Raw genomic sequence first — 19,987 nt, 5'->3', positions numbered from 1 at the left:
CGGTTCCGGCCCTGTGCGCTGTGCGCCCTCCTGAGACTTCAGATCACTGCTTCGGCGCGCAGTCCGGCGCTGCCTCCGAGACGACCTTGACCAGCAGCTTCTGCGAGTCCTTACTGGTCTGCAGGTCCTTGCCCTGGGCGATGTTCGCCAGGTCCTGGTCGGAGATCTCGGACTTGACCATGGCGTCGGCGAGGCACTCGATCATGTCGCCCGGGTACATGGCGGTCTGGCCCGCCTCCTCGACGATCTTGTGGTACCCGGCGGCGACCTCCTTGGCGGAGGGGCGCTCGGGCGCCGAGCACGCGGCGAGCGAGAAGGCGACGGCTGCGATGGGCAGGACCGCCAGAAGGCGGGTGGCGATGCGGGGGCTCCGGTCGGTGTTCATACTTACAACCGTACGGGGTTCTCAGCGGATTGATAGATGGGGAGCGGTGCCCATGAGAAGACGGCGCGCAGAGCCCCCACCATCCTTCCTCTCCGTCTGCCAATATCGAAGAGGCCTCCCGAGCGCCGCGTCGGCACGTCCACGCCCGCTCGGGAACCGGAGACAGGGGGAACATCCAATGGCCTACGCCGTCATCGATCTTGAGACCACAGGCTTCTCGCCGGCTCGCGGGGACCGCATCATCGAGCTCGCTGTCGTGCTCGTCGACGACGACGGACGCCCGGAGCGCGAGTGGACGACGCTCGTGAACCCGCAGCGCGACGCCGGTCGCGCCCAGGTCCGCGGCATCCGATCCGAGGACCTCGCCGGCGCACCGCTGATCGGCGAGGTCGCCTCGCACCTGGTCGGCCTGCTCAGCGGGCGCACGCTCGTCGCGCACAACCAGGAGTTCGACCTGCGGTTCCTCAAGTCCGAGCTGGCGTCCGACGGCTTCGTGCTCCCTGCGACGTTCGATGCGCTCGACACCATGCTGTGGGCGCACAGGGCGTTCGGAGTCTCGCGACTCGGTGACGTGTGCGCCGTGCTCGACATCGACTACGACCCGGCGCGGCCCGCGCTCGGCGACGCCCGCGCGAAGGCCGCGATCCTCGCGGCGCTGATCGCGCGCGAGGGCGGCTCCGACGACTGGCGGACGGATGCCGCGAACGCGACGTTCCCGCTGTCCGCCGACGGGTCGACGACCGTGACAGGGACGGCCCGTGACTCCACGACGGCCGACGGGTTCGTCGACACGGCCGAGCGCCCGCTGTGGGAGCGCGTCAGCATCCCGCAGGGCACGCTGGATGCGGCATCCGCCGTCTATCTCGACATGCTGATCCGCGTGCTGGAGGACGGACTGATCTCGACCGGCGAGTACTCGCGCCTCGACGCGATCGCGGAGCTGACGCAGCTCAGCCCTCAGCGCCTCGTCACCCTGCACGCCTCGTACCTCGCGGCCGCCTACGTCGAGGTGCTCGCCGACGGGATCGTCACCGCCGACGAGCGCCGCGAGCTCGTCCAGATCGCGACGATCCTCGACCTGCCGGTGCCCGAGATCCCCGACGTCGATGAGCCTGCTGGTGACGAGCGCGCGTTCACTCTCGCGCCCGGAGCGCGCGTCGTCTTCGACGGCGCGCTGAGCCGCCCCGCCGAGGACTGGGCACGGCTCGTCACGGATGCCGGTCTTGTGACCGGCAGCGTGACGAAGAGCTGCGTGGTGCTGGTCGCGGCGGATGCTGCGAGCCAGACGGGCAAGGCGAAGACCGCTCGTGCACACGGCATCCCGATCGTCACCGAAGCCGAGTTCGAGGTGGTGTTCGAGGCGTATCTGAAACAGCGCGCCTGACGCCGCTCACCCCCGCTCCGCGAGCACCAGCAGCTCGCCCACCTCGCATTCCAGTGCGTCGCAGATCGCGCGCAGCGTGGAGTAGCGGATCGCCCGCGCGCGGTCGTTCTTCAGCACGGACAGGTTCACGATGCTCACGCCGACCCGCGCGCTCAGCTCGGTCAGCGTCATGCCGCGCTCGGCGAGCAGCTCGTCGAGCCGGCAGTGGATGCCGGTGAACTCGTCGTCCGTGTCGGCGGGAGTCATACGAGACCGTCCGTCTCCCGCTGCAGAAGCTCCTTCTCGCGCTGCAGCTGCGCGCCGTAGCGGAAGATCGCCGACAGAGCGAACAGCCCGACGGCGACGGCGAACGGCCAGAGCGGGACGCTGAGCTCGAACGGGATGGTGTAAGCATCCGGACCCCAGTCCAGCGATCGAGCCGCCAGCGTCATGCCGACCGATGTCGCGACCGTGCCCAGTGCTCCGCAGACCATCACCGTGATCGACGCGACGCCGAACGTGCGGGACACGGACGGGTGGAACGGGTCTCGCTGACCCGCCCGCCGCGTCGCCGTGTAGATCGCCCAGGCGATCGCGGCCGAGGCGAGGATGCTCAGCAGCGTGCCGAGATAGATGACCAGGCGCGGGCCGAACGGCACGTTGTCGATCCAGCCCTGGCAGAACGTCATCAGATCAGTACCCGGGTGAGATGCGGAATCGTCCGGGAAGACGCCATCGGTGCTGCAGTGCGGGGTTCGCAGGGAATCCTGCTGCTGCGTCACCCACCGCTGCATCGCATCGTCGAGAGCCAATGATCCCGAGCTCAGGTATCGAGCTGCGCCCATCACGATCCCCGCGGCGCAGAGGGCCAGGTAGGCGAGAGACGCGTTGCGCGTCGCATCCAGCGCGAGCGTGGTGCTGCCGTGCCGGCGCGCGCGCCAGATCGAGAAGGCCACGATCACCCCGACGATCGCGAGCCACAGCGCGATCCATCCCAGACCGCCGAGCAGATCATCCGATGTGAGTTGCATCAGACCAATCCTTCCGTCTCCCGCTGCAGCGCCGCACCCTTCCGGAACGCATAGGCGATCAGCCCGAGGGTGCCGACGATCGCGAAGCTCATCCAGTAGCTCAGCGACGTGATCGCGCCGACCTCGCCGAGGCCCGCCGCGGTGCGCACGGCACGGGCGATCGCGCTGTCCAGCAGGTAGCATCCGGTCGTCGAGATGAGGATGATCGCCGAGATCGCGCTCAGCATCCGGATCGACCTGCGCGAGAACGTCCGCGACCGAGAGACCTCGACGGTCAGCAGCAGATAGCAGACCACCCCCGCGACGCCCGCGATCGCCGCCAGCAGGATCGTGCTGCACACGAGCGTGACGAGCCCGGCATCCGCTCCGGTCACGGTGACGATCGCCTGCGTCACCTGCATCGACGCCCCGGACGGCGCGTGCTGCGCGCCGAAGCTCTCCGGGATCGGCACCTCCAGGGACAGCCCCGCACTCGTGAACGCCCCGGTGAAGCGGATCACCGCGACAACGATGATGCCCGCGAATGTGGCTGCCGCCAGGATGCTCGTCCAGACGAGGCTCGCGCCTGCGGGAGTGGGGGTCGACGGCTCGCCCATCAGACCAGACCCTCCGTGTCCCGCTGCATGCGCCGGCCGACCTCGAACGCGGCGGTGATCAGCGCGAGAGCGATGCCCCAGCCGATTGGGCTCGCGTCGAGTCGCACGAGGAACGTCCAGAACAGGTCGGATGCCGTCTCCGGCAGCGCCTTCACGGCCTCGGCCCGCGCGATGCCGCCGAGCAGCGGCGCGATCATCCCCGCGACGATCAGGCCCAGCGACGCCGTGGCCAGCACGGGCACCATCGACCTGCGGAACGCCCGCTGACGGATCAGCGAGAAGCCGAGCCACCACAGCGTCATGCAGACCATGACGGTGGCCAGCGCCGGCAGCACCGTCTCGCCCAGCAGGAGCCAGCGGACACTCGCGTCCAGCGTCTCGAACGACACCGTCGACTCCGTGAACTCGGCGGAGGCCACCCCCGCGGCGCCCGCGAGCGCCGGCATCGCGGCATCGTGCACCGGCATGTCCACCGCGACCGGCGAGGAGAAGATCTCGATCGCCCTGCCCACCGCTCCCGTCAGCGCCGCGATCGCGATGCTCACCGCTCCCGTCGCCACCAGTCCGAGCGTGACGGACTCGGCCAGCGGCATCCCCCTGCTCCTGCTGTTCATCCCCTCAACCCTCCGTATCGACAATCGTTGTTATCGCTTTTCGTTAACATAACGACAGTCGATAAAGGCGTCAAGGTCTCCTGAGCGTGAGGGCGGAGCGAAGCTTCCGGAGTGAGCATCGGGGAGGGGCCCGCGGAGCGGGAGGGGTCCCCCGTTCTGCGAACGAAGGACGCTTCGCGGAGCCCGCCCACCGGCAACGGGAAGTCACTCGCAACAGAAGGTATGCCGACGGCGAACACGGCCGTCCGACCCCGCGCCGGTCGTTACCCTCGATACAAGGCCGCAGCTGAAGCTGTGTGCCAGGCGTAGAGCCAAGGAGTCACAGCATGTTCGAGAGATTCACGGACCGAGCCCGTCGTGTGGTCGTCCTCGCCCAGGAAGAGGCGAAGATGCTCAACCACAACTACATCGGCACCGAGCACATCCTGCTCGGCCTCATCCACGAGGGTGAGGGCGTCGCTGCGAAGGCGCTCGAGAGCCTGGGCATCTCCCTCGACGCGGTGCGCGAGCAGGTTCAGGACATCATCGGCCAGGGTCAGCAGCAGCCGACCGGCCACATCCCGTTCACCCCGCGTGCCAAGAAGGTGCTCGAGCTGTCCCTGCGCGAGGCGCTGCAGCTCGGCCACAACTACATCGGCACCGAGCACATCCTGCTTGGCCTCATCCGCGAGGGCGAGGGCGTCGCAGCCCAGGTGCTCGTCAAGCTCGGCGCCGACCTGAACAAGGTGCGCCAGCAGGTCATCCAGCTGCTCTCCGGCGCCCCCGGCGGGCGCGAGGCGGCCACGGTCGGTGCGCAGACGAATGAGGGCCCGGCATCCGCACAGGGCGGTTCGCAGGTGCTCGACCAGTTCGGTCGCAACCTCACGCAGGCCGCCCGCGAGGGCAAGCTCGACCCGGTGATCGGGCGCGAGAAGGAGGCGGAGCGGGTCATGCAGATCCTCTCGCGCCGCTCCAAGAACAACCCCGTCCTGATCGGCGAGCCCGGCGTCGGCAAGACCGCCGTCGTCGAGGGCCTGGCCCAGGCGATCGTCAAGGGCGACGTGCCCGAGACACTCAAGGACAAGCAGCTCTACTCGCTCGACCTCGGCTCGCTCATCGCCGGTTCCCGCTATCGCGGTGACTTCGAGGAGCGCCTGAAGAAGGTCACCAAGGAGATCCGCACCCGCGGCGACATCATCGTCTTCATCGACGAGATCCACACACTGGTGGGTGCGGGTGCCGCCGAGGGCGCCATCGACGCCGCCAGCATCCTGAAGCCGCTGCTCGCCCGCGGCGAGCTGCAGACCATCGGCGCGACCACGCTCGACGAGTACCGCAAGTACTTCGAGAAGGATGCCGCGCTCGAGCGCCGCTTCCAGCCGGTGCAGGTCAACGAGCCCACGCTGCCGCACGCGATCAACATCCTGAAGGGCCTGCGCGACCGCTACGAGGCGCACCACAAGGTGCAGATCACCGATGGCGCGCTCGTCGCCGCGGCGAACCTCGCCGACCGGTACGTCAGCGACCGGTTCCTCCCGGACAAGGCGATCGACCTGATCGACGAGGCCGGCGCCCGCCTGCGCCTGAGCATCCTGTCCTCTCCGCCGGAGCTGCGCGAGTTCGACGAGAAGATCGCCAAGGTCCGTGAGGACAAGGAGGCCGCCTCCGAGGAGCAGGACTTCGAGAAGGCCGCGGCTCTGCGCGACCAGGAGAAGGAGCTGCTCGGCGAGCGGCTGCGCCTGGAGAAGCAGTGGAAGAGCGGCGACGTCTCGACCCCCGCGGTCGTGGACGAGGGTCTGATCGCCGAGGTGCTCGCCCAGGCCACCGGCATCCCGGTCTTCAAGCTCACCGAGGAGGAGTCCAGCCGCCTCGTGTTCATGGAGAAGGCGCTGCACCAGCGCGTCATCGGTCAGGAGGAGGCGATCGCCGCCCTCTCCCGCACGATCCGCCGCCAGCGCGCCGGTCTGAAGGACCCGAAGCGTCCCTCCGGCTCGTTCATCTTCGCCGGCCCCACCGGCGTCGGAAAGACCGAGCTCGCCAAGGCGCTCGCCGAGTTCCTGTTCGACGACGAGGCAGCTCTGATCTCCCTCGACATGTCGGAGTTCGGTGAGAAGCACACCGTCTCGCGTCTGTTCGGTGCCCCTCCCGGATTCGTCGGATTCGAAGAGGGCGGCCAGCTCACCGAGAAGGTGCGCCGCAAGCCCTTCTCCGTCGTGCTGTTCGACGAGATCGAGAAGGCCCACCCGGACATCTTCAACTCGCTGCTGCAGATCCTCGAAGAGGGTCGCCTGACCGACGGTCAGGGTCGCGTGGTCGACTTCAAGAACACCGTGATCATCATGACGACCAACCTCGGCTCGTCGGCGATCGCCGGTGGCCCGGTCGGCTTCCAGGTGGAGGGCAACTCGCAGACCACCTACGAGCGGATGAAGGGCAAGGTCGACGAGGAGCTCAAGCGTCACTTCAAGCCCGAGTTCCTGAACCGTCTCGACGACATCATCGTCTTCCCGCAGCTGAACAAGGACGAGCTCCGTCAGATCGTGGGCCTGTTCGTCAAGCAGCTGGCCGACCGCCTGCTCGACCGCGACATGACGGTGGAGCTGTCGGACGCCGCGAAGGACAAGCTCATCGAGATCGGCTTCGACCCGGCGCTCGGCGCCCGGCCGCTGCGCCGCGCCATGCAGCGCGAGGTCGAGGACCAACTCTCCGAGAAGATCCTGCACGGCGAGCTGAACAGCGGCGACCATGTGAAGGTCGACGTCGCCGACGGCACGTTCACGTTCGACGCGGCCCCGCGCGGCGAGAAGGTCTCGGTCGGTGTCAACACCACCCCGACGATCCCGTCCACCCCGGATCTGGCCGCAGGCTGACCGGTTCGCACGGACACGAGGGCCCGGATGCTTCGGCATCCGGGCCCTTCGTCGTCTCGGGGCGCAGCGGACCGCAGGCTCCGCAGCCCGCGCCGACGCGGCGTCGCAAACCGGCACCCGCTCTTCCTCCGCCATGTCGATGCGGCCGCGTGACGGCTCCCGTAGCGTTCGAGTGATCGTCCCGGGGCGCTGTCGCCCGGGAGGGAGGGTGACATGTCCGCGGCATCCGCACTCATCGGAGCACTGGCCGAGTGGCAGGTGCGTCACGTGTTCTGCTGCCCGGGCACCAGCGAGATCCCCGTGCTGGACGCGATCGTCGAAGTGCGCGGTGAGGCGCACGCCCCGGAGTTCATCCTGACCACGCACGAGGCGATCGCCGTGAGCATGGCGGACGGCTACGCCCGCGCCTCCGGAGACATCGGCGTCGCCTACCTGCACACGAACGTCGGCGTCGCCAACGGCCTGGCGCACCTGTACGCGGCGCAGGTCGCGCGCAGCCGGGTCGCGGTGCTCGCCGGGATCAAGGGCACCGCCACGCTGCCGCACCGGGCGCTGACCACCTCGCCCCGGCTGCTCGAGACGGCGGCACCGTACGCGGGGCACGTCTGGCAGAACCTGCGCCCCGAGGATCTGCTCGACGACGTGTCGCGGATGCTGTGGAGCACCGGGGTCGTGCCCGAGCAGCCCGCTGTGCTGACCGTGCCGCAGAACCATCTGATGTCCGAAGCCGCGGCGGCAGGGCACGTGCACGTGCGCTCGTCCGCGCGCCAGAGCCCGGATCCGGATGCTGTGCGCGAGGCCGCCGAGCTGCTGCGCCACGCGCGGCATCCGGTGATCGTCGCAGGGTCCGACGTCGCCAGGCGTGGCGCCGAGTCGGCCCTGGAGCGACTGGCCGAGCGCTCCGGCGCCCCGGTGCTGGTGGAGTCCCGGCGCGATCTGGAGAGGTGGTCGTTCCGCACGGACCATCCCGCGTTCGCGGGGCTCTTCGAGCCGTCCGCCCCGCTCCTGGCCGACTGCGATCTGCTGGTGCTGGCGGGGATGCCCACGCCGCTGGAGTTCTCGTCCGAGCGGCCCAGCGTGCCGCCGGGGGTGCCGATCCTCCACGTCGCCGAGGATGCCGCCGAACCCGGCAGAAGGCATCGCACCGCGTGCGCCGTCGTCGGCGACACCCGGCTCTCGCTCGAGCTGCTCGCCGAGTGCGTCGACGCACCGGCATCCGGTCGGGAAGCCGACGCGTCGGAATCCGCCGCACGAGCCGCCTGGCTGGCCGCCGTTCTCGATCACGCCGCCGGGCAGCGCCGGCGCTGGGAGGACGAGGTGCCGGTGACCGTGGAGGGTGCGGCGTTCAGCGCCGCCTCGGCGATGCGGGTGCTGGCCGACACGGTCGGCGGCGAGCCACTGCTCGTCCTGGACGCCGTGACCTCCACGCTGCCCCTTCTCCGGTTCCTCACCCGCACCCGGCGCGACACGCTGTTCGCGACGGCCAGCGGCTCCCTCGGTTGGGGGATGGGAGCCGCCCTCGGCGTCGCCCTCGCCCGAGAGGAGCGCACGCTCGCCGTCGTCGGAGACGGTGTGGTGCAGTTCGGAGTCCCCGCGCTGTGGACCGCGGCGCGCTCGCACCTGCCGGTGACGTTCGTCGTCGTGAACAACGGCCGCTATCAGGCGGTGGTCTCCGGGCTCCGCCAGAGCGGCGGTGCAGCCCGGCGGCACGACGACTATCCGCTCACCGACATCAGCGGCGTCGACATCGCTGCGCTCGCCGCGTCCTTCGGCATCCCCGCCGTGGTCGTGGACGGTGCCTCCTCGCTGCGGGAGGAGCTGCGGGCGCACCTGGCGCTCGACGAGACCGACGGACCGCGGCTGATCGAGGTCCGCGTGAACGACGACCTCTGGGCGTGAACCCGGAACCGATGCCGAGACGACAGAGACGTCCAGACGACAGAGAAGGAGCAGCGCATGCATGCCGACGACACCCGAGCCCTCCCGCCCCTCGGCGAGGACGAATGGCCCGAGCAGACCGACGTCCTGATCATGGGCGGCGGCCCGGTCGGACTCTCGTGCGCCCTGCTCCTCGCGCAGCGCGGCATCGACGTGCTGCTCGTGGACAGGCGGGACTTCGTGTTCCGGTTCCCGCGGGCGCACCTGCTGAACATGCGGACCATGGAGGCGTTCAGCGACATGGGCGTCGCCGACGACATCTACGCGGCGACACCGCAGCACGATCGCTGGCGCAAGGCGGTCTGGTACACCACCGCGCTCGGCGACGGCCCGTTCGACGGCATGAAGATCGGCGAGGTGGTGGCCTGGGGCGGCGGCGACGATGCCGAGCGCTACGCATCGGCCGGCCCCCGCCGGCATGCGAACATGCCCCAGATCCGCCTGGATCCGCTGCTGCACCGGCACGCGCTCGCCGACGCGCCGGGGCGCATCCGCAAGCTGCAGGAGGTCGTGGCCGTCGAGCAGGACGCGGACTCGATCACCGCGACCGTCCGGGGCGTCGAGACCGGCGAGCAGCACCGCATCCGCGCGAAGTACCTGATCGCCGCCGACGGCGGCCGGGACAGCGGGCGCCTGCTCGGCATCGAGCAGGAGGGCCGCGCCGATCTGCGCGAGGTCGTCAACTACCACGTGAAGATGGACCTGTCGGAATGGGCGGAGGAGGACGCGCTGCTTGCGCACTTCATGCATCCCGCCGGCGGCGCGCGCCGTCGCGGAACGATCCAGGCCATCGGGCCCGAGCACTACGACCGGCACTCGGAGGAATGGCTGGTCTCCGTCGCCGCCTGGATGGTGGAGGGCGACCGCGACGACGAGACCGTGCTCTTCGACTCGATCCGGCGGATGCTGGGCCTGCCGGACGACCACGACATCGAGATGATCTCCACGACCCACTGGACGTACAACGGCCTGATCGCGGAGCGCTTCCGCTCGGGTCGGGCGTTCCTGGCAGGCGACGCCGGACATCAGCATCCGCCGACAGGAGGGCTCGGCGTCAACGGCGGCATCCAGGACGCGCACAACCTGTGCTGGAAGATCGCCGCCGTGCTGCACGGTCAGGCCCCCGACTCGCTGCTCGACAGCTATGACGCCGAGCGCCGACCGACCGTCGCCTGGTACACGGCGCACTCGCTCGAGAACGCGAACAGGCACCCTCCGATCGCGCTCGCCCTCGGCTTCGGCGAGGACGAGGCGGAGGGCTTCCGCAGCCTGGAGAGGTACGTCTCGGACACCCCCGAGGGCGAGCGCATGCGCCAGGAGGTGGAGGCGGCCGTGCAGCACAACGCCTATGACTATGGCCAGCTCGCCGTCGAGTGCGGGTACCACTACTGGGCCGGCGCCTTCGTGCCCGACGGGACGCCGCTGCCCGGTGACCAGTCCGACCCGATCACCTTCCACTCCACCTCGCGTCCCGGCCATCATCTGCCGCACGCCTGGCTCGCGCCGTCCGCCGGTGAGAGCGGCCGGCGGGCCGTGCACGACCTCGTGAGGGCGGAGGGACTGACGCTGCTCACCTCCCCGACCGCCGCGCCCCGCTGGAAGGCCGCGGTCAGCGCCGCCGGCGGTGCGATGCCGGTCACGGTCGTCCCCGTGTTCGACGGGGACGGCTCCTGGGCATCCGTCCGTCAGATCACGGAGAGCGGCGCCCTGCTCGTGCGACCCGACAGGAAGGTCGCCTGGCGGGCGACGCACCTGCCGCACGATCCGGAGTCGGCGTTCCGCGACGCGCTGCAGACGGTCGTGCGCGGCGGCGACATCCCCGCCGAAGACCTCGCAGCGCCGTACCTCGAGCGCATCCGCGCCGCGGCCGGGGTGCTCGTCCGATGACGAGCGCCGTTGCGGCGGCCGGCGGGCGGCGCGACGTGCTGTGGGATCTGAGTCGCGCGCAGGGGCGCATCTACAGCGGCGGGTGGCGGCCCGGTTCGCGAGGGGTCGCCGGCGTCATCTCGCCGGGCGACGGCGGCCGCGTCGGCGAGACCGGAGTGGCGGGGGAGGACGACGTCGAGCGGGCGGCCGGCATCGCCGTCGCCGCCCAGCGCGACTGGGCCACGGCGTCGTACCAGGTGCGCACCGGCGTGCTCGTCCGTGCGGCGGCCGCGCTCCGCGAGCTGCAGCCGGAGGCGGAGCGGATGCTGGTGCGCGAGTCTGGATCGCTGCCGCTCAAGGCCCGCTACGAGGTCGCCAAGGCGATCGCGGAGCTGGAGGCGGCAGCGCGCCTGACCACGATGCCGCAGGGCGATGTCCTTCCCGTCGAGGACCCGGGCACGCTCGGCTTCGCCCGGCGCATCCCGGTCGGCGTCGTCGGCGTGATCGCGCCCTGGAACGCACCGCTGACGCTTGCGATCCGTTCGGTGGCGCCGGCGATCGCGCTGGGCAACGCCGTGCTCGTCAAACCCGACATCAAGACGCCGTTCTCGGGCGGTGCGCTGATCGCCGAGATCTTCGAGCGCGCCGGCCTTCCGGAGGGGCTTCTGCACGTGCTCCCGGGGGATGCCGAGACCGGCGAGGCCGTGGTGAGCTCGCCCCACACGGGCGTCATCGCGTTCACGGGCTCATCCGCCGCCGGCCGCCGGGTGGGGGAGATCGCCGGGCGGATGCTGAAGAGGGTCAGCCTGGAACTCGGAGGGAACAACGCGATCATCGTGCTGCCGGACGCCGATCTCGACCTCGCCGTGCGGTGCGGCGTCGGCGGCGCGTTCCGGCACCAGGGGCAGGTCTGCATGGCCACCGGCCGGCACCTCGTGCACGAGAGCATCGCCGACGAGTACGTGCGGAGGCTCACGGACGCCCTCGCCGCGATGGCCCCCGCCGATCCGTCGGAGCCCGGAGCCGCTCTCGGACCGCTGATCAGCACCACGCAGGCCGAGAGGGTGCAGACGATCGTCGATCAGGCGGTCGCCGGCGGCGCGCGACTCGTGACCGGAGGCGCGCACGACGGGCCCTTCTACGAGCCGACGGTGCTGGACGACGTGGACGAGCAGAACGCCGCCTTCCGCTCGGAGATCTTCGGCCCGGTGGCGCCGGTGACGCGCTTCTCCTCCGATGAGGAGGCGCTGCGCCTGGCCGACGGCACGGACTACGGGCTGACGGCCGCGATCCACACCCGCGACGTGGGGAGGGCGCTGGGACTGGCCCAGCGTCTGCGCGTAGGGATGATCGCCATCAACGGGCAGACCGTGTACGACGCGCCGCACATCCCGATGGGCGGAATGGGCGCCTCCGGCAACGGCAGCAGGCACGGGGACCGCTGGAACCTCGACGAGTTCACGCACTGGCAGTGGGTGACGGTCCCGACGACGTGACGAACACGCCCCCGCATCCCGTGCGACATGGTGTCCATGCTGCACAGGGTGCTTCGCTACGCGATGCGGAACCGGCGCCTCCGGTGAGCGGCTAGCATCGCAACGGTTCCGCTCACGCACGCACAGCTGGAGGTCGACGATGACGCGATGGGATCGCTCCGAGGCCGACGGGCGCATCTTCTCGGACGGCTGGCGCGAGGCGGGCGGCGGGGTGCTCCCCATCGTCTCGCCCGGAGACGGGAGCACCGTCGGCAGGGCCGGCATCGCCGACGACGGCGATGTGGAGCGGGCAGGACGGCGAGCGGTCGCCGCGCAGGCGGAGTGGGGGCGCGCCTCCTACCGCACCAGGGCCGACGTGCTCCATCGCGCGGCCGAGGCGATGCGCGAGATCCGAGCCGACGTCGAGGACGTGCTGATCCGGGAGAGCGGGTCCCTGCCGGGCAAAGCCAGGCACGAGGTCGACAAGGCCATCGACGAGCTCGTCGAGGCGGCCGGCCTCGTCACCCGGTCCCAGGGTGACATCCTGCCCGTCGAGGACCCGAGCACGCTCGGCATCGCCCGCCGCATCCCGGTCGGAGTCGTCGGAGTGATCGCGCCCTGGAACGCACCGCTCATGCTCGCGATCCGGTCGGTGGCGCCGGCCATCGCGCTCGGCAACGCCGTCATCGTCAAGCCCGACGTCAAGACCGCCTTCTCCGGAGGCGCGGCCATCGCCGAGGCCTTCGCCAGGGCGGGCCTCCCCGACGGGGTGCTGCACGTCCTCCCCGGCGGACCGGAGACGGGCGAGGCCGTCGTGCGCTCCCCGCACACGAACGTCATCTCGTTCACCGGATCCTCGGCGGCCGGCAGGCGCGTCGGAGAGGTCGCCGGAGGACTGCTCAAGCGGGTGGTGCTCGAGCTCGGCGGCAACAACGCCTTCATCGTGATGGCCGATGCCGACCTGGACCACGCCGTCGCGAGCGGCCTCGGCGGCTCCTTCCGCCACCAGGGGCAGATCTGCATGGCCACCGGCCGGCACCTCGTGCACGAGAGCATCGCCGACGAGTACGTCGAGCGGATGCGGGCCGCGACCGAGCGGATGCGCCTCGGCGACCCGCTATCGCCCGAGACGACGCTCGGACCGCTGATCACCGTCGGCCAGGCGGAGCGCGTGCAGGGCATCGTCGACGCCGCCGTCGCCGACGGCGCGCGGATCGTGCGGGGCGGCACGCATGAGGGCGTCTTCTACCAGCCCACGATCCTGGACGGCGTGACCTCCGACAACGCCGCCTTCAGGCAGGAGATCTTCGGACCCGTGGCGCCGATCACCCGGTTCTCGACGGAGGAGGAGGCCCTCGCCCTCGCCAACGCCAGCGACTACGGACTGTCCGCCGCGATCCACAGCCGCGACGTCGCGCGGGCACTGGGCTTCGCCTCGCGGCTGCGAGCCGGCATGGTCGCCGTGAACGGGCAGACGATCTACGACGCCGCGCACATCCCGATGGGCGGCATCGGGGCATCCGGCAATGGCGGGCGGCACGGCGGCCACTGGAACCTCGACGAGTTCACCTACTGGCAGTGGGTGACGGTGCCGACGATCTCGGGGTGAGACCCGGCCGAGACCCGGCCGCGACCAGGGGCGAGGCGTGCGGAGAGGCACGGCTCGCCCCTTTGTCATCCCCGGTCGCGTGCGGAGTCCTCGATGCGACATCGTGTCGGAATCGGAGCCCGAGTTTCACGCCGGACTCACGTATCCGGGCGGGGGAGGCGCTTCATAATCTGGGGTTCCCGCAGTCGAGGAGGAGTCCGTGTCCGCATCCCAGAACAGTCGCAGCCTGTCCCTGCCCCCCATCGAAGACGACGTCTGGCCGGAGTCCACCGAGGTGCTGATCATGGGCGGCGGCCCCGTCGGGCTGTCCTGCGCGATCCTGCTGGCGCAGCGCGGGATCGACGTGCTCCTCGTCGAGCGCCGCGACTTCGTGTTCCGCTTCCCGCGTGCGCACCTGCTCAACACGAGGACCATGGAGGCGTTCCACGACATGGGCGTCGCCGAAGACATCTACGCCGCGACGCCGCAGCACGACCGCTGGCGCAAGGCCGTCTGGTACACGACCGCCACCGGGCCCGGCCGCTTCGACGGCCTGAAGATCGGCGAGGTCCCGGCCTGGGGCGGCGGTGAGGACGCCGAGCGCTACCGCTCGTCGAGCCCGCGCGCGTTCGCGAACATGCCGCAGCTGCGCCTCGACCCGCTCATCCACAAGCACGCCGTCGCCGCCGCACCGGGCAGGATCCGTCAGGGGCAGGAGGTCGTCGGCATCGAGCAGGACGACGAGGCCGCGAGCGTCCGGATCCGCGACCGCGACACGGGTGAGATCCGCCGGGTGCGTGCGCGCTACGTCGTCGCCGCGGACGGCGGGCGCAACAGCGCCGACATGCTGGGCATCGAGCTGGAGGGCCCTCGCGACATGCGCGAGGTGGTCAACTACCACGTCAGCCTCGACCTCTCGTCCTGGTCGGAGCCGGATGCCCTGCTCGGCCACTTCCTGCACCCCGCCGGCGGCGCCCGCCGGCGCGGCACGATCCAGGCGCTCGGCCCCACGCACTACAACCGCGACTCGGAGGAGTGGCTCGTCTCGGTGGCCGCATGGATGATCGAGGGCGACCCCGACGACGAGAGCGCGCTCTTCGAGTCGATCCGGCGGATGCTGGGCCTGGCCGACGACCACGAGATCACGATGCACTCGATGACCAGGTGGAATTACAACGGACTGGTCGCCAAGCGCTTCCGCGCGGGACGGGTCTTCCTCGCCGGTGACGCCGCGCACAAGCATCCGCCGACCGGAGGCCTCGGCCTCAACAGCGGCATCCAGGACGTGCAGAACCTGTGCTGGAAGCTGTCGGCGGTGCTGCGCGACGAGGCCCCCGAGGCGCTGCTGGACAGCTACCAGGCCGAGCGTCGCCCGATCGTCGCCTGGTACACCGCGCACTCGCTCGAGAACGCGAACCGGCACCCTCCGATCGCCGAGGCGCTCGGGTTCAGCGAGGACGAGGCGGAGGGAATCCGCAATCTCGAGGTCTTCGTCGGCGAGGGCCCCGAGAGCGACGAGATGCGCCGGCGCGTGGCGGCCGAGGTGCAGCACAACGCGCACGACTACAGCCAGCTGGGCGTCGAGGCGGGCTACCACTACTGGGCCGGGGCGTTCGTGCCGGACGGCACACCCGCGCCGGGCGACGAGTCGGACCCCGTGGCCTTCCACCCGACGTCCCGTCCCGGGCATCACCTTCCCCACGTGTGGCTCGCGGATGCCGCCGGCGGCGCGCCCCGGTCGACGCACGACCTGGTCCGTCAGCACGGGCTCACCCTGCTCACGTCGGCGGATGCCGCGCCGGACTGGCAGCGGGCGGTCGACGCGCTGCCCGGGACGATGCCCGTGACCGTCGTCGCCGTCCCGGATGACGAGGGCTGGCGCGCCGTGCGCCAGATCGACGACGACGGCGCGCTGCTGCTGCGTCCTGATCGCAAGGTCGCCTGGCGAGCGGCATCCGCTCCTGCCGACCGCGCGTCGGCACTGCGCGACGCGCTCGAGGTGGTGCTGCGCGGCGGCGACGCTCCCGACCACGACCCCGCGGAACCGTTCCTGAAGCGGATCCGCGCCGCCGCGAGCGTGCTGGTGCAGTGACGTCGAAGGGCGCGGCGGCGGCCCGTCGCGCCCTTCATACACCGTGTCGGATCGGCCTGCGGGAGATTCCCGCAGCGGGCCGATCCTCGCCGGATGCCGCTCTCGTAGCGTCGAACAGAGTCGTACGACACATTCCGAAGGAGTAACCGTGATCATCGATGTCCACGGCCACATGACCGCCCCCGACTCGTACTACGCGTGGAAGGCGTCGCTGCTGGCCGCGCGAGGGTCACACGGCGGCAAGCCCCCCGTGATCAGCGACGATGAGCTGATCGCCTCGTACCACGCGCCGCACCCGAGCTTCGGGAACGTCTCGCACATGGAGCACATCGACGGCGCCGGAATCGATCTGCAGCTCATCTCGCCGCGCCCGTTCCACGCCATGCACTCCGAGCGTCCGACGCGCATCGTCGAATGGTTCACGGCCGAGACCAACAACATCATCAAGCGCACGACCGAGCTGTTCCCCGGACGCTTCAAGGGCATCGCGGGCATCCCGCAGAGCCCGTACGTCACCGTCGAGCAGTGGCTGCCCGAACTGCGTCGTGCGATCACGGAGCTCGGCTTCGTCGGCGCCATGGTCAACTCCGACCCCTACGAGGGCACCGAGGTGCCGCCGGCGATGGGCGAGCGGTACTGGTATCCGCTGTACGAGACGCTGTGCGAGCTGGACGTTCCGATGCTGCTGCACTCGGCCGGCTGCAAGTTCCCGGCACGCGAGCCGTACAGCCTGCACTTCATCCAGGAGGAGACCGTCTCGGTCTGGAGCATGATCCAGGCGAACGTCTTCGCCGACTTCCCCGACCTCAAGGTGATCGTCGCCCACGGCGGGGGAGCGATCCCGTACCAGATGGGACGATTCCTGCCCTCTGTCGTGCGCACCGGCGTCTCGTACCTCGACAAGCTGCGCAACTTCTACTTCGATTCGTGCCTCTACACGCAGGACAGCCTCGAGCTGCTGATGAAGGCCGTCGGAACCGACCGCGTGCTGTTCGGCTCGGAGAAGCCGGGGACCGGATCCCAGATCGACCCGGAGACCGGGCGCTGGTTCGACGACATCCACCTGCTCATCGACGACATCGAGTGGCTCGACGCGGACCGTCGCGCCGATGTGCTCGAGAACAACGCCCGCAGCCTCTTCCGCCTGTAGGCACCGAACGCAATTCGGGAAAGGACCGACCATGACCGAGATCGTCGCCGGATTCGGCACCTCGCACGGACCGCAGCTGAAGGCCGCCCCGCCGGAGGCCTGGGAGACCCGCGGCGTCGCCGACCGCCGCAGCAAGGGACTGAAGTTCCGCGGCGGCACGTACACCTTCGATGAGCTGCGTGAACTGCGCGAGGACTTCTCGCACGAGATCACGCACGAGGTGATGCAGCGCCGCTGGGACAGCTGCCAGGGCTCGATGGACAAGGTCGCCGAGTACATCAAGGCGCAGGACGTGGACGTCCTGGTCATCGTCTCCAGCGACCACAAGGAGACGTACGGCGACGAGTGGCTCGCCCCGTTCTCGGTGTTCTGGGGCGACGAGGTCGCGCACGTGCCGTTCACGCAGGAGCAGCTCGACGCGATGGCCCCCGGCCTCGCCGAGGCGGCGATGGGCGACGTGCCCGATCACACGATCATCCGCCCCACGCATCGCGAGCTGGGCAAGCACATCATCCAGTCCACCCAGGCCGAGGACTTCGACACCGGCGCCACCGAGATCGTTCCGGCGGGCCGCTACGAGAACCACTCGATCCCGCATGGCTTCGGCTTCATCTACCAGCGCTTCATGGGCGAGGACTCCACCGTGCCCATGGTGCCGATCTTCATCAACACCTTCTGGGAGCCGAACCCGCCGAGCGCGAAGCGCTGCTACGACTTCGGCCGCGCCGTCGGGCGGGCGATCCAGTCCTTCCCCGGCGACCTGCGGGTGGGCGTCGTCGCGTCGGGCGGGCTCAGCCACTTCGTCATCGACGAGAAGCTCGACCGCGAGTTCATCGAGGCCATGAAGAACCACGACGCGGAGTACCTCTCGCAGGTCCCCGCCGGCGAGATGATGTCCGGCGCGTCCGAGCTGCGCAACTGGATAGCCGTGGCCGGCATCGCCGACGAGGTCGGCCTGCAGGTCACGGGCGTCGACTACGAGGCCTGCTACCGCACCGAGGCCGGCACCGGCAACGCCATGGGATTCGTCACCTGGGGGCGTGCCTGAGATGACGGATGCCATCGTCGCGGCGCTGCGCGCGCTGGACAGCTGCGCCGTCTCGGATGCCCTCGACACCCTCGGGCTCCCCGGCGCCGTGACGGCCCTCACGCCGATGTGGCCCGCCGGCCGCACGGTGGCCGGCCGGGTGCGCACGGTCACCGCGGCGCCCAAGGCGTCCGCGGGTCCGGCCACCCACATCGCCACGCCGCTGGTCGCCGTCGCCGACCCCGATGACGTCGTCGTCATCGACAACCACGGCCGCACGGACGTCTCCTGCTGGGGCGGCCTGCTCGCCGAGGCCGCCGTCCAGCGCGGCATCGCCGGCATCATCGTCGACGGCGCCTGCCGTGACGTGCAGGAGAGCGAGGCGCTGGGGCTGCCCGTGTTCGCCCGTCAGGCGGTGCCCGTCAGCGCGCGCGGCCGGATCGTGCAACAGGCGATGGACGAGCGCATCCAGGTCGCCGGCGTCTCGGTGGCGTCGCACGACTACGTGATCGCCGACGTCAACGGCGTCGTCTTCGTCGCGGCGGCCGAGGTCGAACGCGTCGTCGAGCTCGCCGGACGCATCGCCGATCGGGAGTCGCGGATGGCCGAGGCCGTGCGCAGCGGCCGCGACGTGAGCGAGGTCATGCACGATTCCCAGTTCCCCACCGTCACAGCTTCGGAGTGATCGCATGTCAGACGACCCCATCGTCCAGAGGTTCGCCGCGCTCGGCACGGCGACCGTGTCGGACGCGCTCGACAAGCACGTCCGCCCCGGCAGCCTGCTCGGCCTCGCCCCGCTCACTGACGGACAGCACATGGCGGGGCGGGCCTACACGGTCCGCTACGTCAGCGCGCAGACGCCCGCGGGCACGGTCGGTGACTACATCGACCAGGTGCAGCCCGGCCAGGTGGTCGTGCTCGACAACGACGCGCGCGTCGACTGCACGGTCTGGGGCGACATCCTGACCGCCGTCGCGCATCATCGCGGCATCGCGGGCACGGTCATCGAGGGCGTGTGTCGCGACACCCACCGTGCGCTCTCGCTCGGCTACCCGATCTACAGTCACGGCCGCTTCATGCGCACCGGCAAGGACCGCGTCGAGGTCGCCGAGGAGCAGGGACCCGTCACGATCGGCGGTGTGACCGTGCGCCCCGGCGACATCCTGCTCGGCGACTCCGACGGCGTCGTCGTCATCCCCCAGGACATCGAGGAGGACATCCTCGAGACCGCGGAGACCATCCATCGTCGCGAGGAGTCGATCCTCGAGGCTGCGCTGAACGGCGCCACCATCGCCGAGGCCCGCGCGCGCTTCGGCTACCACAACCTGCAGAGGGCAGAGGGATGACCTCCGCCGAGGTTCTGCAGGATGCCGAGGAGCTGCTGCGGCTCGGCAGCGCCACGCTCTACGAGGCATCGCGCAGCGACTGCTTCCTGGATGCGGCGTTCCGCCCCGCCTGGGAGGGCGCGCAGATCGTCGGGCGCGCGTACCCGGTGTCCGCCCAGCTCGGTGACAACCTCGCCCTGCACCACGGCATCGAGGCCGCGGGCGACGGAGACGTGCTCGTCGTGGACGCCGGCGGCGGGGCCCACGGCTACTGGGGCGAGGTCATGACGGTCGCCGCTCAGGCGCGCGGCATCCGCGGTCTCGTCATCGACGGCGGCGTGCGGGACACCGCGCAGCTGGCCGGCCTGGGCTTTCCCGCCTTCAGCACCTCCATCTCCATCCGCGGCACGATCAAGCAGTGGCCGGGAGTGCTCGGCCGCCCCGTCACGCTGCGCGGACGGGTGGTCCACCGCGGCGACGTCATCGTCGCGGACCGCGACGGCATCGCCGTGATCCCCTCGGCGCGCTACGACGAGGTGCTCGCATCCTCGCGGGAGCGCGCGGCCAAGGAGGACGCCTTCATGGCCAGGCTGCGGGACGGCGAGAGCACGCTCGACCTCTACGACTTCCGCGGGCTCGGGGCGCCGGAGCGCGGGCCGGCCGAACGCTGAACGACGACCGCGCGACC

17 protein-coding genes are annotated in these 19,987 nt (G+C 70.5%); 12 read left to right on the top strand and 5 right to left on the bottom strand.

Annotated elements, in window-relative coordinates:
- Positions 1–43: 43 nt before the first annotated feature.
- Entirely contained in the window at positions 44–385 is a 342-nt protein-coding gene (locus MIAR_RS14910) for a hypothetical protein (RefSeq protein ID WP_285637596.1), read from the bottom strand.
- A gap of 178 nt (positions 386–563) precedes the next feature.
- On the opposite strand from MIAR_RS14910, the gene MIAR_RS14905 reads away from it, so the two are divergent.
- The gene (locus MIAR_RS14905) at positions 564–1,769 is read left to right on the top strand and encodes an exonuclease domain-containing protein (RefSeq protein WP_285637595.1); all 1,206 of its coding nucleotides are present in this window, start codon (positions 564–566) and stop codon (positions 1,767–1,769) included.
- Between the two features lie 6 nt (positions 1,770–1,775).
- On the opposite strand, the gene MIAR_RS14900 is transcribed toward MIAR_RS14905, so the two are convergent.
- Genes MIAR_RS14900 through MIAR_RS14885 form a run of 4 tightly spaced genes read right to left on the bottom strand, consistent with a single transcriptional unit; the run spans position 1,776 to position 3,989 of the window.
- Positions 1,776–2,015: a helix-turn-helix domain-containing protein gene (locus MIAR_RS14900; RefSeq protein WP_285637593.1), complete on the bottom strand. Its 240-nt coding sequence runs from the start codon at positions 2,013–2,015 to the stop codon at positions 1,776–1,778.
- Positions 2,012–2,779, bottom strand: a complete 768-nt coding sequence (locus tag MIAR_RS14895; RefSeq protein ID WP_285637591.1) for a DUF2975 domain-containing protein — start codon at positions 2,777–2,779, stop codon at positions 2,012–2,014. Before MIAR_RS14895 ends, MIAR_RS14900 begins: the two co-directional genes overlap by 4 nt.
- On the bottom strand, positions 2,779–3,375 hold the full coding sequence (locus MIAR_RS14890) for a DUF2975 domain-containing protein (RefSeq protein ID WP_285637590.1): 597 nt from the start codon (positions 3,373–3,375) through the stop codon (positions 2,779–2,781). The genes MIAR_RS14895 and MIAR_RS14890 overlap by 1 nt, the downstream gene beginning before the upstream one ends.
- Positions 3,375–3,989: a hypothetical protein gene (locus MIAR_RS14885; RefSeq protein WP_285637588.1), complete on the bottom strand. Its 615-nt coding sequence runs from the start codon at positions 3,987–3,989 to the stop codon at positions 3,375–3,377. The genes MIAR_RS14890 and MIAR_RS14885 overlap by 1 nt, the downstream gene beginning before the upstream one ends.
- A 326-nt stretch (positions 3,990–4,315) precedes the next feature.
- On the opposite strand from MIAR_RS14885, the gene MIAR_RS14880 reads away from it, so the two are divergent.
- The 11 genes from MIAR_RS14880 to MIAR_RS14830 all read left to right on the top strand — a co-directional run bounded on the left by MIAR_RS14880 (position 4,316) and on the right by MIAR_RS14830 (position 19,970).
- A complete protein-coding gene (locus tag MIAR_RS14880; RefSeq protein WP_285637586.1) occupies positions 4,316–6,838 on the top strand; it encodes an ATP-dependent Clp protease ATP-binding subunit in 2,523 nt (840 codons plus the stop codon).
- 213 nt (positions 6,839–7,051) lie between these two features.
- Positions 7,052–8,737 carry a thiamine pyrophosphate-binding protein gene (locus MIAR_RS14875; protein ID WP_285637584.1) on the top strand — a complete coding sequence of 562 codons (1,686 nt, stop codon included), beginning with the start codon at positions 7,052–7,054 and terminating at the stop codon, positions 8,735–8,737.
- Positions 8,738–8,794: 57 nt separating this feature from the next.
- Positions 8,795–10,663, top strand: a complete 1,869-nt coding sequence (locus tag MIAR_RS14870; RefSeq protein WP_285637583.1) for an FAD-dependent oxidoreductase — start codon at positions 8,795–8,797, stop codon at positions 10,661–10,663.
- Positions 10,660–12,138: an aldehyde dehydrogenase family protein gene (locus MIAR_RS14865; RefSeq protein ID WP_285637581.1), complete on the top strand. Its 1,479-nt coding sequence runs from the start codon at positions 10,660–10,662 to the stop codon at positions 12,136–12,138. The genes MIAR_RS14870 and MIAR_RS14865 overlap by 4 nt, the downstream gene beginning before the upstream one ends.
- Positions 12,139–12,277: 139 nt before the next feature.
- Positions 12,278–13,726: an aldehyde dehydrogenase family protein gene (locus tag MIAR_RS14860; protein ID WP_285637579.1), complete on the top strand. Its 1,449-nt coding sequence runs from the start codon at positions 12,278–12,280 to the stop codon at positions 13,724–13,726.
- A 199-nt stretch (positions 13,727–13,925) separates the two neighbouring features.
- Positions 13,926–15,797, top strand: a complete 1,872-nt coding sequence (locus MIAR_RS14855) for an FAD-dependent oxidoreductase (protein WP_285637578.1) — start codon at positions 13,926–13,928, stop codon at positions 15,795–15,797.
- Positions 15,798–15,945: 148 nt separating this feature from the next.
- Positions 15,946–16,947 carry an amidohydrolase family protein gene (locus MIAR_RS14850; protein WP_285637577.1) on the top strand — a complete coding sequence of 334 codons (1,002 nt, stop codon included), beginning with the start codon at positions 15,946–15,948 and terminating at the stop codon, positions 16,945–16,947.
- 31 nt (positions 16,948–16,978) lie between these two features.
- Positions 16,979–17,995: a DODA-type extradiol aromatic ring-opening family dioxygenase gene (locus tag MIAR_RS14845; protein WP_285637576.1), complete on the top strand. Its 1,017-nt coding sequence runs from the start codon at positions 16,979–16,981 to the stop codon at positions 17,993–17,995.
- Position 17,996: 1 nt separating this feature from the next.
- Complete coding sequence (locus MIAR_RS14840; RefSeq protein ID WP_285638533.1) at positions 17,997–18,659, top strand: RraA family protein; 663 nt, start codon at positions 17,997–17,999, stop codon at positions 18,657–18,659.
- 4 nt (positions 18,660–18,663) lie between these two features.
- A complete protein-coding gene (locus MIAR_RS14835; protein WP_285637573.1) occupies positions 18,664–19,320 on the top strand; it encodes an RraA family protein in 657 nt (218 codons plus the stop codon).
- Entirely contained in the window at positions 19,317–19,970 is a 654-nt protein-coding gene (locus MIAR_RS14830) for a 4-carboxy-4-hydroxy-2-oxoadipate aldolase/oxaloacetate decarboxylase (RefSeq protein ID WP_285637571.1), read from the top strand. The genes MIAR_RS14835 and MIAR_RS14830 overlap by 4 nt, the downstream gene beginning before the upstream one ends.
- Positions 19,971–19,987 lie beyond the last annotated feature (17 nt).

It is taken from the genome of Microbacterium arabinogalactanolyticum (genome assembly GCF_030268005.1).
Taxonomy (GTDB): domain Bacteria; phylum Actinomycetota; class Actinomycetes; order Actinomycetales; family Microbacteriaceae; genus Microbacterium; species Microbacterium arabinogalactanolyticum.
The sequence above is the reverse complement of the archived record's forward strand: the minus strand, read 5'-3'. Positions and strand labels throughout refer to the sequence as shown.

Coding starts and splice junctions, on each gene's coding strand:
- MIAR_RS14840 (WP_285638533.1), top strand. CDS start 17,997: ATGACGGATGCCATCGTCGCGGCGCTGCGCGCGCTGGACAGCTGCGCC.
- MIAR_RS14890 (WP_285637590.1), bottom strand. CDS start 3,375: ATGGGCGAGCCGTCGACCCCCACTCCCGCAGGCGCGAGCCTCGTCTGG.
- MIAR_RS14865 (WP_285637581.1), top strand. CDS start 10,660: ATGACGAGCGCCGTTGCGGCGGCCGGCGGGCGGCGCGACGTGCTGTGG.
- MIAR_RS14875 (WP_285637584.1), top strand. CDS start 7,052: ATGTCCGCGGCATCCGCACTCATCGGAGCACTGGCCGAGTGGCAGGTG.
- MIAR_RS14885 (WP_285637588.1), bottom strand. CDS start 3,989: ATGAACAGCAGGAGCAGGGGGATGCCGCTGGCCGAGTCCGTCACGCTC.
- MIAR_RS14835 (WP_285637573.1), top strand. CDS start 18,664: ATGTCAGACGACCCCATCGTCCAGAGGTTCGCCGCGCTCGGCACGGCG.
- MIAR_RS14860 (WP_285637579.1), top strand. CDS start 12,278: ATGACGCGATGGGATCGCTCCGAGGCCGACGGGCGCATCTTCTCGGAC.
- MIAR_RS14910 (WP_285637596.1), bottom strand. CDS start 385: ATGAACACCGACCGGAGCCCCCGCATCGCCACCCGCCTTCTGGCGGTC.
- MIAR_RS14830 (WP_285637571.1), top strand. CDS start 19,317: ATGACCTCCGCCGAGGTTCTGCAGGATGCCGAGGAGCTGCTGCGGCTC.
- MIAR_RS14845 (WP_285637576.1), top strand. CDS start 16,979: ATGACCGAGATCGTCGCCGGATTCGGCACCTCGCACGGACCGCAGCTG.
- MIAR_RS14880 (WP_285637586.1), top strand. CDS start 4,316: ATGTTCGAGAGATTCACGGACCGAGCCCGTCGTGTGGTCGTCCTCGCC.
- MIAR_RS14905 (WP_285637595.1), top strand. CDS start 564: ATGGCCTACGCCGTCATCGATCTTGAGACCACAGGCTTCTCGCCGGCT.
- MIAR_RS14895 (WP_285637591.1), bottom strand. CDS start 2,779: ATGCAACTCACATCGGATGATCTGCTCGGCGGTCTGGGATGGATCGCG.
- MIAR_RS14870 (WP_285637583.1), top strand. CDS start 8,795: ATGCATGCCGACGACACCCGAGCCCTCCCGCCCCTCGGCGAGGACGAA.
- MIAR_RS14900 (WP_285637593.1), bottom strand. CDS start 2,015: ATGACTCCCGCCGACACGGACGACGAGTTCACCGGCATCCACTGCCGG.